The sequence below is a fragment of the Mucilaginibacter sp. OK283 genome, from assembly GCF_900110415.1.
GTDB lineage: Bacteria > Bacteroidota > Bacteroidia > Sphingobacteriales > Sphingobacteriaceae > Mucilaginibacter.
The window spans coordinates 219,348-233,187 of record NZ_FODR01000006.1 but is presented as its reverse complement, the minus strand read 5'-3'; the positions used below and the strand labels follow the sequence as shown (position 1 = coordinate 233,187).

The window sequence follows — 13,840 nt, the reverse complement described above, 5'->3', positions numbered from 1 at the left end:
TTCGTAGCTATCGATGATGGTTTATAACCTTTAAGTCGGCGGCGACGGCCACACTCCTATTAGTTTAACTTGCTTGATTTATTCATCAACGCGGCAGACACTCCTAAGCAAATTAAGATACCAATTACCAGCCCGCCAAACAGCCTGCCCGAAAAAGCAAAAAGGTTGCTCGCCATATCAAAATAGTTAATGTAAACAATTCCTGCCAAACAGGCAAAAAGTCCACCGATAAGTAAAATCCTAAAGCTTTGAAATAAGGCGTCAAAAAAACCAATCTCGCCTTGCTTATCATCCTCACGGTAACGTTTCACCCCAAAATAAACACCGCAAAAGGGTATTAGTAATGATAAATACTCAACCGGGCTTACGTGGTTCCCGGTACTGTTATACCCAAATGACCGCATGATGAACAACCAGGTACCACTAAGGATACCCAGGATTAAACCTGTTACAAATGCATTTTTCATAATTTAGGGTGGCATATGATAATGCCTGATATAAAAATGCAAATTTTTTTATTGTTTTCCTGCAAATCACGTCTTTTTATTAGTGGTAATTAACCATCATATTTGTGAACCACAGATCGTTCCCCTCCCCTTACAACAATCAAACGCTATCGGACAGCGCTCTCCAAAAATAACGCCATAAAAAAAGCCGCTAAATTTTAGCGGCCCATATTTTTCTGTCTTAATTCTTGATTCTCAGTTCTCGTTTCTTCGCGCCCGTTCCTTCACTATCAAACTCAATTCTCGGCTCATTTGGCCCGCAATGGCGGTATTTTCCTGTGCGCGACGGAACAAGTATGGCAGCACTGCTTTTATTGGCCCATAGGGCACGTATTTGGCCACATTATATTGCGCATCGGCCAGGTTAAAGCTCAGGTTATCGCTCATGCCCAGCAACTGCGAAAAATAAACGTGCGGGTGTTTATGATCGATACCCTTGTTATCCAAAAGCTCGGCCAGCAGGCGGCAACTTTCCTCGTTGTGCGTACCGGCTATAAAAGCTATTTCGTTGATATGGCTGGTACAATAATCCAATGCCGAATCATAATCCAGGTCGGTGGATTTTTTGTCGGGCTGAATTGGCGAATTGTAACCCATTTCAAGGGCACGCTTACGCTCTTTTTCCATGTAAGCGCCGCGCACAATTTTTGCTCCTAATATAAAACCCTCGCCTTTGGCAATCTCATGATCGTTTAATATCGATGCCAGTTTATCATGGCGATACATTTGGTAAGTGTTATAAACAATGGGCTGTTTAGTGTTAAACTGCGTCATCATGGTTAAAGCCAGCAGGTCAATAGTTTCCTGTATCCAGCTTTCTTCGGCATCAATCATCACAGGCACGTTGCTTTTGTAGGCCTTATCGCAAATAGCCAATACCCGGCTTTGCACCCTTTGCCATTCGCTTTCTTCATCTGGCGTAAGCGGCAGGCGGGCGTCAAGCTTCTCTAACAAAGCAAAACGACCAACGCCCGTTATTTTAAATACGGTTAACGGTATCGCTTTATCTTTTGAGGCCCGTACTATGGTGCGGATGATCTCGTCCCTGGTACTATCAAAAACGGCTTCATCGTCCTCGCCTTCTATCGAATAATCTAAAATAGTACCTACCCCCCCACTATATAGGTTTTTGATGGTATTATCACATTCGGCAATGGTTTCGCCGCCGCAAAAGTGTTTAAATATAGTCGCCTTGATAATGCCCTTAATCGGCAGTCCTATCTTGATGGCAAAGTTGGTGACCGGCGGCCCTATCTTTACCAAAAAATTAACATTAATGATCCTGAATAACCAGTAAGCCCGACTAAGATCAGCATTAGATGAATGACGAAAAGCTATTTCTGTATTTTCAAAAGAGGGCTTACCGTGTTTGGAAGTATTATTAGTTTCGTTAGAAAGCATCCGCAAAATTATAAAAATGATAACTCATTATTCCATGAATAGTTTATTTTTGCCCACCATGATTGAATTTAAGTTAAACGGCGATTTTATCCCAATGATACAACTACTAAAAGCAGCTGGCCTGGTACCAACCGGTGGCGAGGCGCAAATAGTTGTAAGTGAGGGCGAAGTAAGCTATAACGGACAGGTTGATTACCGCAAACGCCTTAAAGTAAAACGAGGCGACCTGGTTGAATTCAGAGGAAATAAAATCATGGTTATTTAAATTATGGACACCATTCAGAGCGATAATTACCCCATTTTTTTTGAAAATAGTATTGATGAACTGGCCAATTTTGTAAAACAAGGCCACTATTCGCGTTTTTTTATTTTAACCGACGAAAATACCGCCCAACATTGCCTGCCCCTTGTAAAAAGCAAAATAGAAGATCAGGACAACTTTGATATCATTGAGATAAACGCAGGCGAAGAAAGTAAGGACATTGATTTTTGCATTGGCATATGGAAAATGCTGATAGACTTTGGAGCCGACCGTAAAAGCCTGCTTATTAACCTTGGCGGCGGCGTTATCAGCGATCTGGGCGGCTTTGCCGCGTCTACATTTAAACGCGGGATTGATTTTGTACACGTACCTACTACCCTATTGTCGCAGGTAGATGCATCAGTAGGCGGTAAAACCGGGATCGATATCGATAGCATTAAAAACATCATAGGTACCTTTACACAACCCAAAGCTGTATTTATTGAATTGGGCTTTTTAGATACCCTGCCTCCAAAACAAATCCTATCGGGCCTGGCCGAAATGCTGAAACACGGGCTTATCCAGGACGCCGCTTACTGGAACCAGTTAAAAACCAGCGACCTGAGCAAGCCATCAGCCGAACTGGTACACCGGTCTGTAGCCATAAAAAACAAGATCACCATTGAAGACCCGCACGAAAAAGGGATCCGCAAGGCTTTAAACTTTGGGCACACAATCGGCCATGCAGTTGAAACTTATTCACTGATCAATGATGAAGATCATTTATCGCATGGCGAGGCCATTGCAATAGGCATGATTTGCGAGGCCTACCTGGCGCATAAAAAAACAGGCCTGCCTGCCGAAGAACTGCAAGAGATAACTGATACACTTAATAACCTTTATCCGCGTTATACCATCCACGAATCAAGCTTCAATACGTTGTTCGAGTATATGAAAAAGGATAAAAAGAACCAGAGCGGTAATATAAATTGCACCCTGCTGACCAACATTGGTCAATGTAATATTGATAATATCTGCACAGAAGCCGAACTTTGTGAGAGTTTATTGTATTATATTAATTTGTAAATGCACCATTTAGATAAAGCGGAAATAAGCGCCATTGTAATACTTTGCCTTTTAGTTATTTTAACCCTTGTAGAAATGGGTTTAAGTTATTGGGAGGACAGGCATTACTACGAAACGCGCGATACTTTTACCAATATTTATCTTACCTCGCTTGCTGTTGTAACAAACCTTATTGTAAAAGGCAGCACATTTATCATCCTGAGCTTTACTTACAGGTATCGGTTATTTCAAATCCATAATGTTTGGCTGTATTGGTTTGTACTGATTGTTGCACAGGATTTTTTGTACTGGCTGCTGCATTACATTGGCCATTATTGCCGCGTTTTTTGGGCCATACACGTAACCCACCATTCGTCAGAACATTTCAACTTCACTACCGGTTTCCGTTCAACGGTGTTTGAGCCGTTGTATAGGGTATTTTTTTATTTGCCGCTGGCGTTATTTGGCTTTAGTGCTTTAGATATTTTATATGCCTACCTGGTTACGCAGTTTTACGGCAACCTGGTACATACACAATATAAAATTCCGCTGCCAAAATGGTACGGGTGGATTTTTGTAACGCCTGCACATCATCGTGTGCACCATGCATCAAACATCCCCTACCTGGATAAAAACATGGGCATGGTATTAATTTTATGGGACAGGATGTTTGGCACCTTCCGCGACGAGGATTTGCCCGAGCCTGTTAAATACGGCATTACCAAACAACCTGATGATATGGGTCCGGTAAATGTTATATTTCACGAATGGAAGGCGTTGATACACGATGTTAAACACGCGCCGGGTTTTAAAAATAAAATGGGGTATTTATTTAACCCGCCGGGCTGGAGCCACGATGGCAGTACACAAACTGCAAGGGTAATGCAGCAGGAGTATGAAATTCAGCATATTTCGCCCCTCATCGAGCAAAAACAAACCGCTTAATTTTATTGCAAACCGTATAGGTATCGATGCTATATTTGAAGTATAAGCAAACAAGCATTACCCTATATAACCTATGCCTCAATTTATATCCAAACTACAACATAACACTTACGAAAAGGGCGAATTTTCTGACGAGCAGCCAAGAAATTTGAATGAAACAATTCAACTGATAAAAGACTTTCCCTGGGATTTGGAGCGCCCCTTAACTGATATTCAACTAACCGGCCCATCGGTGACTATACAGGATGATGATATTAACTATCTAAAACTGGGACTTTATTTCGGCGGAAAATTTTGTATTTATTACCTTGACAAGGATAATCATTTATATGAATACCATGCTGCTGATATTGATGCTGCAGAAAAACTTGTTGCCGATTTTTTTAATAAAACCCTTGATCTAAGCGTTTTCGAGAAGCACTTTTTCAACATCGGTAACCAGCCTCATTTTATCACCAATAACTTTATATATAAAGTAAAACCTTCCCGGGTATTTATGCTAATTGCATTGTTATTGGTCTATATTGGGTTATTTATCAGCTTTGCAGCCAGCATTCCCAGTGACACCCCATTTATACTCTATCCCTGCTTTTTTATTTTAATCATCGGAGGTTTTATACTTTACACCGTATTTCTCGCTATTCAAAACCGTAGTTTGTACCTTCAAATTTCAAGGGGCAACAATTTGTTTTATTTTGGAAAAGATGCGCAAAACATATTAGCCTATGAAAAACTGAATATCGAAAACATCGTCATTTATGAAAACAATGACCGCCGCGGCTTTCGCCTTGACTTTAATAAGAAAATCGAGGTTAAATTTCGGAATGGTGATTACCTGATAATTCCCAATATATTGATTAGCAGTTACGATTTTTTGTCGAAATTTTCGGGCAAGTTAGGTATACCTGTTATTTATAGTAGCAGTCGTCTATTTAAAAGAAGGTAAAATCATTTTTTACAATATAAAATTTGGTTCACCTACTTTTTTTATCAAAAAATAAAATTTTCTATTGACAGAATCATTTTTTACCGTACATTTACAACGTAATAAAAAACAAATGAAATTTAACAGTGCATATTTTTATGGTTACTACTTTTACTTTACCAGTAAGAGCCGGGACTAATATGTACTAAACACACATAAAAATTTAAAAAGTCCCGGCACAAAATGCCGGGACTTTTTGCATTAACAGGGGTCATGAAAATAGAAAAACCAAGAGTTGCCATTCAGGGGATCCGCGCCTCCTTCCACGAAGAAGCCGGCCTGCGTTATTTTGGCGAAAACGCTCAGATGATTGAGTGCAACTCTTTTAAACAAACTTTTGAAAGTTTAAAAAAACGCGAGGCCGATTATGTGGTAATGGCTATTGAAAACAGCATTGCCGGCAGCATATTGCCCAACTACACTTTACTGTTAGATTATGGCTTCCCTGTTGTAGGCGAAATTTACCTGCCCATTCAATTACACCTGATGGCTTTGCCCGGTGTAAAGTTTGAGGATGTAAAATACGTAACCTCGCACCCTATTGCCCTGCGCCAATGTGTCGATTTTTTTGACGAGTACCCGCATCTTAAAATTGTGGAGAGCAGCGATACCGCAGCCTGTGCCAAACGCATCCGCGATGAACAATTAACGGATACAGTAGCTATTGCTAATTCATTGGCTGCAACACTGTATGGACTGGATGTTTTAGAACGCCGCATCGAATCAAACAAAAGAAACTTTACCCGCTTTTTAATCCTCACCCATCATGAAAACATGGATAAAAAAACGGCCAATAAGGCGTCGCTTTGTTTCCAGGTGAGCAATAAGGTTGGGGCTTTGGCCAAAGTGCTAAACATTTTTGCCGAAGAAGGTTTAAATATGAGCAAAATTCAATCAATGCCTATACTTGGAAAGCGCAACGAATATAATTTTTATGTAGATGTGGAGTGGGACGAGCAGAAACACTACGATAGCGCTATCCGGCAGATACTGAAATACACACAAAATTTTAACATACTTGGCGAATATGAAAGACACGATGACGAACCATCAGTAGCACCCAAACCCCAAAGAATTGATCGCGGCAGGCGATATATTAACATCCGCCGCAACGTTTAAACAAATAAAGATGATCCCAGGATCATCGGACCCAACAGGAAATCAAAAAATTAAAATATAAAACAACCCCGGTTTAAAAAACAAACAGCCGGAACAAATAACAAACACAATGAAACTAAATTTAAACATACAGCCGCTTCATACCTGGATTAAGACCGGTAAAGAACCATTGGTAATTGCTGGCCCCTGCAGCGCCGAAACTGAAGATCAGCTGGTAGCAACCGCTCATTTATTAGCCCAAACCGGTAAAATTTCTGCTTTACGTGCAGGTATCTGGAAACCACGTACCCGCCCCGGAGAGTTTGAAGGTATTGGCTCAATTGGTTTGGAGTGGTTAAAACGCGCTAAAGCCGAAACCGGCCTGCCAACCGCTATTGAAGTAGCTACCGGTAAACACGTTGAAGAAGCTTTAAAAGCAGGTGTTGATATCCTTTGGGTTGGTGCACGTTCAACAGTAAACCCTTTTACTGTACAGGAAATTGCTGATGCTTTGCGTGGTGTTGATGTACCGGTAATGGTTAAAAACCCGGTAAACCCTGATCTTTCTTTATGGATTGGCGCTTTAGAGCGTATCAACAACGCCGGTATCACTAAACTTGCTGCTATCCACCGCGGTTTTTCATCTTACGAAAAATCTGCTTTCCGTAACGAGCCAATGTGGGATATCGCTATCGCATTAAAAACTTTAGCCCCTGAATTGCCTATCATTAACGATCCAAGCCACATATCAGGTAACCGCGACCTTATTGGTTACATTTCACAAAAAGCTTTGGATTTGGATATGCAAGGTTTAATGATCGAATCGCACATCGATCCAAGCGTAGCCTGGACAGATGCTAAACAACAGGTTACCCCTGCTGCACTTGCCGACATCATCGATCATTTGGCTTTACGTAAACCAGAAGTACGCAATGCCGAGGTTAACGATAAACTGCACGAATTGCGCAACCAGATTGATAAAATTGACGATTTAGTTATCCAGAAAATTGCCGAGCGTATGTTGATTGCCGATAAAATCGGTCAGCATAAAAAAGATAATGGCATTACTATTTTACAGGTTGGCCGTTGGGACGAAATCCTGCAGAAACGCACTAACTACGCTAAAGCATTAAAATTAGGCAGCGAGTTTACCGAAAAATTACTGGAGCTTTTACACGCCGAATCTATCAGCAGGCAAACAGCCATCATGAACGCCAGCGAAGCAGGCCAGGCAGCAGAAAAACTAACACACGCGTAATTTTAAGTCAAAAGTTAAAAGTCAAAAGTCAAAAGTGGTTTAATCTATTGGCTTTTGACTTCAGACTATCGACTTAGAACTTAAGACTAACCAAACGATGCAAAACATCATCCTGAGTAAAAGTAATAAGTATATAAAAGGCACGGTTAACCTCACCGGTTCAAAAAGTGAATGTAACCGCGCCCTCATTATCGAAGCGCTGAGCAACGGTAAGGTTAAGGTAGATAATGTATCCGATTCAGCCGATTCTGTGTTGTTAGCAGGCATCTTGAGGAAGAATCAAGAGGTATTGGCAGATGGTAGCGCCCATGGTCCATCGTCCATAGACCATGGGCTACAAACCGTAGACATCGGCCCTGCCGGTACGGCGATGCGTTTTTTAACGGCTTATTATGCCATACAGGATTACGAGGTGATTTTAACCGGCAGCCAGCGCATGAAGGAAAGGCCGATAGGTGTTTTGGTTGATGCCTTGAGGCAATTAGGTGCCCATATAGGTTTTGAAGAGCAAGATGGCTACCCTCCTATTAAATTAAAAGGTGGTTTTGAGCAGCTAAGCCGTCAAATCAGTATCAAAGGTAACATCAGCAGTCAGTACATTACCGCACTTTTGCTAATTGCAGCCCGGTTGCCGCTTGGTTTGGAACTGCATATTGAAGGCGAACTAACGTCGCGCCCTTATGTAGAAATGACATTGGCTATGTTACAAACAGCCGGTATCCAGCACTCTTGGACTGATAATGTGATTACCATAGTCAACCAGGATTTTGCCACAACATCATTATACATTGAACCAGACTGGAGCGCGGCATCGTACTGGTATGCTATTGCCGCCCTGGCCGATGAAGCAGAAATATTCCTGACCGGTTTAACTGCATATAGCCTGCAGGGCGACAGCGTGATAACCGAGATAATGGCCAACTTTGGTATCACATCTCAATTTAAAGATGGCGGTGTACATTTACTAAAAGAGGCCAAACCTTTAAGCCGCAAAATCTTCGACATGAAAGAATGCCCTGATTTGGCACAAACAGTAATTGTAGTATGCGCGGCATTAGGTCACGAAGCAACTTTCACCGGGTTAGAAACGCTGAAGATCAAAGAAACCGACAGGGTTTTAGCTTTACAAACCGAGCTTGCCAAAATGGGGGTTAAACTCAGTGAAAAAGGCCAGGTTTATAAACTGGATTGCAGCGAAAAGTTTATCCCGGAGCGTATGTTCATCAACACCTACCATGATCACCGTATGGCTATGGCTTTTGCACCATTGGCCCTTGTTGTTCCTCAACTGGAATTTGAAAACGGCCCGGTAGTCGACAAATCATATCCGGCATTTTGGGATGATTTGGAGAAGCAAGGGTTTGTTGTGGAAGCGGTAGAAGGTTAAAGGGAAAAGGTGAAAGGGAAAAGGTTAGGCCATTCACTAAATATGTCATTGCGAGGCACGAAGCAATCGCGAACTTTGCAAGACAACCATGCAACCGACGAGATTGCCGCGCTACGCTCGCAATGACGTAGTGAAATTTGCAACCCTGAAAAAAAACAACACACCCGTCATTGCGAGGTACGAAGCAATCCCGAACAATGTGGGACTTAGCATGTAGGGGATTGCTTCGTACCTCGCAATGACGGTTTAATTAGAATTAAATTCTGACATTTGAGTTTTCTCAAATCTCATATCTAACATCTAACATCTAAAACAATGGCAGGCAATTCATTCGGGCAAGTATTCAGGATAACCACTTTTGGCGAATCACATGGCGAGGCAATTGGGGTAATAATAGATGGCTGCCCGGCACAATTGGTAGTTGATACCGATTATATACAAGGCGAGCTGGATAAACGCAAACCAGGTCAGTCGAAGATTACCACACAACGTAAAGAGGCAGATACGGTACGGATTTTATCCGGCGTATTTGAAGGAAAAACCACGGGCACGCCCATTGCTATGCTGATCCCGAATGAAGATCAGCGATCAAAGGATTATACCCATAATGTGGATGTGTTCCGCCCCTCGCATGCCGATTATACTTACCAAACCAAATATGGCATTCGCGACCACCGTGGCGGTGGCCGTTCCTCGGCCCGTGAAACAGCGGCGCGTGTTGCCGCGGGTGCCCTGGCTAAGCTATTGCTCAAAACCCAGGGCATCGAGATTGCAGCCCATGTAAGCAGCGTTGGCAAAATAGATGCACCAAATGTGGAAATTAAAAACGTTCAGGAATTTATTGATGAGCGCGAGAAAAACATCGTGCGATGTGCCGACCCGGCAACAGCCGAAGAAATGATAGAATTTATTGACAGCGTACGCAAAGACGGTGATACTGTTGGCGGCAAAGTGAGCTGTTACATAAAAAATTGCCCTGTAGGTTTAGGCGACCCTGTATTTGACAAACTACATGCCGATTTAGGTAAAGCCATGCTAAGCATCAACGCCGTACACGGCTTTGAATTTGGGTCGGGCTTTGCCGGCAGCGAAATGCGGGGATCTGAGCATAACGATATTTTTATAAAGTCGCATTTAGGCGATATAGCAACCATCACCAACTACTCGGGCGGTATCCAGGGCGGCATCAGCAACGGTATGCCTATCGAATTTAAAGTAGCCTTTAAACCGGTTGCCACCATCATGAAAAACCAGGCCACTATTGATGGCGAAGGTAATGCTGCCGAAATATCGGGCAAAGGCCGCCATGACCCTTGCGTGGTGCCACGCGCGGTACCAATTGTTGAGGCGATGGCCGCATTGGTTTTGGCCGATCATTGGTTGCGTAACCGCAATTCGAGGTTAAGCTAAAAGCCGAAGGCCTAAGGCAGAAAGCTTTTATTCCGTTGGGCTTTGGGCTTTCTGCTTTTAGCCTTAAAAGCTATCTTTGTTTAACCATGCTAACTCCTGTTATCCAATCCTACAAAAACGCTTATTACGGACTATCTAAAAACAGCTGGTACCTGAGCCTGGTAATGCTTATTAACCGGAGCGGTACTATGGTGGTTCCGTTTATGAGCGTTTATACCATCCAAAAACTGCACTTTACGGTAATCCAGTCGGGTTGGGTAATGGCATTTTTTGGCATTGGTGCGTTTGGGGGAGCGTTTTTAGGCGGGAAGCTAACCGATAAAATAGGTTTTTATGATGTGCAGGTTGGGGCCTTGCTTTTAGGTGGCATCCAGTTTATCATTTTAGGCTATCAGCATTCCTTTATCAGTATCAGCATTCTTACGTTTGTACTCAGCATTTGTAATGAATCTTTCAGGCCGGCAAACTCGGCGGCAATTGCGCATTATGCTGATGAGACCACCAGAACACGATCCTATTCGTTAAACCGACTGGCTGTTAACCTTGGTTGGGCGGTTGGAGGTGGTTTAGGCGGATTTTTAGCTTCAATTAATTACCACTTGCTGTTTTGGGTTGACGGCTGCACCAATATTTTGGCTGCCATACTTTTGCTGAAACTGATGCCCCGCTCGCAAATCAGGAAATCAGTGAAAGATGTGTTGAAAGAAGCAAAATCGGCAGCGGCCCATACCGATGGTGTGTTTTTAATATTCATCATTTTAAACACACTTTTCTCTTGCTGCTTCTTTGAGTTTTTTATAACCCAACCGGTGTTTTATACTATACAATGGCACCTCGGCCCGCGTTTTATCGGTTTTTTAATGGCCTTAAACGGAATTTTGATTGTAGCTGTCGAAATGGTACTTGTTCATAAACTTGATGGCAAAAGGCACCCTTTAACTTATATCAGCGCTGGGGTGCTGTTAACGGGCATTACATTTGTTTTTTTGAACATACTTCCGCATAACGCCTGGATAGCCGTTTTGATAGTAGTAATGATAACTTTTGGCGAAATCATCGCTATGCCATTCATGAACTCGTTTTGGGTAAGCCGGACCAACAATAGTAACCGGGGCTCCTATGCCGCTATTTATGGCATGTCGTGGTCGGCTGCACAAATTATTGCTCCTGCAGTTGGCGCACGAATTATTACCTATGGTGGTTTTGATAGCTTATGGTGGGTATTTGCTGCCATATGCCTGTTTGTATCTGTAGGATATTACATCATGAGAAAACGCACAACAAGCAAACCGATCACCTTGAACGCTGTAGAAAATATATTATGAAAAAGGCCATTATATTAGATCTGGATAACACCATTTACCCGGTTAGTTCAATTTCTGAAAATCTTTTTAGCGTGGTGTTTGAATTTGTAGACAGCCTGGCCGAAGAAATCGGGACCGAAGAAATAGAAAAGGTGAAGGCAGAAATGCAGCGTAGCCCCTACCAACAGGTTGCCAAAAAATTCAACTTTAGCGAAGCGGCGAAAAATAAGGGCCTTGATTTACTTAAAGACCTTGAGTATGTGCTGCCGATGCAGCCCTACGAGGAATATAAACACATCAGCGCAACCCCGATAGATAAGTACCTGGTAACAACGGGCTTTACCAAACTGCAATGGAGTAAAATAAGGTTGTTGGGCATCGAGGGAGATTTTAAAGCGATTCATATTGTCGATCCGCAGGTATCGCCCGAAACTAAAAAGGATATCTTCACGATGATTATGAACAACAATAACTATCAGCCGGAAGAGCTGCTGGTCATCGGCGATGATCCTGAGTCTGAAATAAAGGCGGCGGCTTCATTGGGTATCGATACCTTTCTGTTTGATCCGGAAGACAGGCACACAGGTGCTGTTGTAACCCATTCATCAAAAAGCCTTAAGGATGCAGTGGCCACATTTATGTAGATCGGGGAATTGCGGGTTTTATAAGTTTTGTTTCAAAATCTTAACGGTAACCAGCAATTGCCCTAAATGGCGCATCGTATGTTCGGCAGCATGCATATAAAGGCCAATAACGGTTGATGGAACTTGTGTGCGCCCCACTCCCCTAACTTCGGTTAATATCAGTTGGTCGGTTTCGGCCAATTGCTTCAAAGCTGCATCAACCTGTAAATCAAATCGCTCAACTAATACTGCAGTAAAAAGGTTTTCATGAGGTTTACCTTCCGCGGCTAAATAGGTCAATTGATCTGCGGAGAGCCTCTCTCCTTTTGCATAGGTAAAAAGCCTGTCGAGCACACCTGCCAAGTGCTGTAAATGAAAACCAGGCGACGCCATGCCAGCAACTTTATCCCACAACAATGGATCTGGAAAATCGGCCATTAGCTCGTTCAATTCTTCCCTGGCCTGTAATAAAGCATGTGCCACGGGCTGCAGCAACGCCGGGATACCATTTAATGGACCGCGTAGCCAAACTTCAGGTAGTTTAATTTTATCAATCATTATTTTTGTAGCATATCTTTAACTTCATCGTGGTTAAGGGTTTGTGGCAGGTTATAAATTTCCTTTACCCGCTCATGGGTATTATCCGTCCATAGCCAGCTTGTCCATACCATAAACCAGGCCCATTCGGGTTGGGCTGCCAATACCTCTGGTCTGGGCAGTTCGCCGGTTTCGCCAAGCACTATAATTTTACCGTTGGCCAGGCTTAGCAGTTCGTTGTAATCCTTTTGCTCATAGTCAAAGTGATAAACGTCCGCACCCAGGATATCAACATAATCAGCACCAGGGTAATATAGTTTATAATCGTACGCTTCATCTTTTGGTATATCCCGCAAGCCGTTTGCGCCCCATACCCAAATCAGGTTATTTAGCTTATGATAATTGGTGTACCTGTCGTACATCATTTTCCAAAGTTTTTGGATCCCGTTTTTACCTTTTTTATCGCCCCACCAAAACCATACGCCATTCATTTCGTGGTAAGGTCGCCACAAAACCGGCACATGCGAATCTCGTAACTGTTTTAGATAAACCGCTTTTTTATCTATATCGGCAAGCCATCTTTTATTCAAGGGCGTATTTGGTGTAGTTAGCTCTGTCCATTCGGCATCGGTAAGTTTGCCCTGTATACTTGTTTTCCAATCATATGGCGCATCATCGGTTGGCCGGCCCTGGTGCCACATAATGGTAACCAGGTAACCATCATGCCATTTCTTTTGAGCTTCGTATACAAGCTTCTGCCCGAGGTCTTTATCGCCCCACAACATAAAATCAGAACCCCATAATGCAGGATATTTTCCGGTAATGGCGTAAGCACTATCCGAAAACGTATTCAAATCGCTATTGTAATTCTGCTGACCAGACAGGACATGCCTGCCCTTTATTTGATATAAAAAGGATAGTAATTTAACCACTTCGGGCGATGCATTTTTGTTCACCGGCTTAAAACCCTGGGCAGCGGCCACAAATGGCAGAAGAGTTGCTGCTATAATTAATAACTGTCTTTTCATTAAGCGGCCTATTGAGGCGATTAGTCAAATATTCCTGATAAATTGTCTGATT

14 protein-coding genes are annotated in these 13,840 nt (G+C 42.7%); 10 read left to right on the top strand and 4 right to left on the bottom strand.

Annotated features, from left to right (window positions below):
• Positions 1 to 59 precede the first annotated feature (59 nt).
• A complete protein-coding gene (locus BMX56_RS16070; protein ID WP_090650085.1) occupies positions 60 to 467 on the bottom strand; it encodes a DUF4199 domain-containing protein in 408 nt (135 codons plus the stop codon).
• Between the two features lie 234 nt (positions 468 to 701).
• A complete protein-coding gene (locus tag BMX56_RS16065; RefSeq protein ID WP_090650082.1) occupies positions 702 to 1,907 on the bottom strand; it encodes a proline dehydrogenase family protein in 1,206 nt (401 codons plus the stop codon).
• A 58-nt stretch (positions 1,908 to 1,965) separates the two neighbouring features.
• On the opposite strand from BMX56_RS16065, the gene BMX56_RS16060 reads away from it, so the two are divergent.
• The 10 genes from BMX56_RS16060 (at position 1,966) to BMX56_RS16015 (ending at position 12,244) form a co-directional block, all read left to right on the top strand.
• Entirely contained in the window at positions 1,966 to 2,172 is a 207-nt protein-coding gene (locus tag BMX56_RS16060) for an RNA-binding S4 domain-containing protein (RefSeq protein ID WP_090650080.1), read from the top strand.
• Between the two features lie 3 nt (positions 2,173 to 2,175).
• The gene (aroB, locus tag BMX56_RS16055; protein WP_090650076.1) at positions 2,176 to 3,234 is read left to right on the top strand and encodes a 3-dehydroquinate synthase; all 1,059 of its coding nucleotides are present in this window, start codon (positions 2,176 to 2,178) and stop codon (positions 3,232 to 3,234) included.
• Positions 3,235 to 4,158: a sterol desaturase family protein gene (locus tag BMX56_RS16050; protein WP_090650073.1), complete on the top strand. Its 924-nt coding sequence runs from the start codon at positions 3,235 to 3,237 to the stop codon at positions 4,156 to 4,158.
• 73 nt (positions 4,159 to 4,231) lie between these two features.
• A complete protein-coding gene (locus BMX56_RS16045) occupies positions 4,232 to 5,104 on the top strand; it encodes a PH domain-containing protein (protein WP_090650070.1) in 873 nt (290 codons plus the stop codon).
• 252 nt (positions 5,105 to 5,356) lie between these two features.
• The gene (locus BMX56_RS16040) at positions 5,357 to 6,262 is read left to right on the top strand and encodes a prephenate dehydratase (RefSeq protein WP_090650068.1); all 906 of its coding nucleotides are present in this window, start codon (positions 5,357 to 5,359) and stop codon (positions 6,260 to 6,262) included.
• Between the two features lie 109 nt (positions 6,263 to 6,371).
• Positions 6,372 to 7,499 carry a chorismate mutase gene (locus tag BMX56_RS16035; RefSeq protein WP_090650066.1) on the top strand — a complete coding sequence of 376 codons (1,128 nt, stop codon included), beginning with the start codon at positions 6,372 to 6,374 and terminating at the stop codon, positions 7,497 to 7,499.
• Positions 7,500 to 7,596: 97 nt separating this feature from the next.
• Positions 7,597 to 8,886 (top strand): 3-phosphoshikimate 1-carboxyvinyltransferase, encoded by a 1,290-nt coding sequence (gene aroA, locus BMX56_RS16030; RefSeq protein WP_090650063.1) that lies wholly within the window; start codon positions 7,597 to 7,599, stop codon positions 8,884 to 8,886.
• Between the two features lie 315 nt (positions 8,887 to 9,201).
• On the top strand, positions 9,202 to 10,296 hold the full coding sequence (aroC, locus tag BMX56_RS16025) for a chorismate synthase (protein ID WP_090650061.1): 1,095 nt from the start codon (positions 9,202 to 9,204) through the stop codon (positions 10,294 to 10,296).
• A gap of 86 nt (positions 10,297 to 10,382) precedes the next feature.
• Positions 10,383 to 11,621: an MFS transporter gene (locus BMX56_RS16020; RefSeq protein WP_090650058.1), complete on the top strand. Its 1,239-nt coding sequence runs from the start codon at positions 10,383 to 10,385 to the stop codon at positions 11,619 to 11,621.
• Positions 11,618 to 12,244, top strand: a complete 627-nt coding sequence (locus BMX56_RS16015) for an HAD family hydrolase (protein ID WP_177183836.1) — start codon at positions 11,618 to 11,620, stop codon at positions 12,242 to 12,244. The genes BMX56_RS16020 and BMX56_RS16015 overlap by 4 nt, the downstream gene beginning before the upstream one ends.
• Positions 12,245 to 12,262: 18 nt before the next feature.
• Here the strand turns inward: BMX56_RS16015 and BMX56_RS16010 are convergent, their stop codons facing one another.
• Entirely contained in the window at positions 12,263 to 12,781 is a 519-nt protein-coding gene (locus BMX56_RS16010; protein WP_090650054.1) for a DinB family protein, read from the bottom strand.
• Positions 12,781 to 13,788 (bottom strand): glycosyl hydrolase, encoded by a 1,008-nt coding sequence (locus BMX56_RS16005; protein ID WP_090650051.1) that lies wholly within the window; start codon positions 13,786 to 13,788, stop codon positions 12,781 to 12,783. The genes BMX56_RS16010 and BMX56_RS16005 overlap by 1 nt, the downstream gene beginning before the upstream one ends.
• Positions 13,789 to 13,840: the final 52 nt, after the last annotated feature.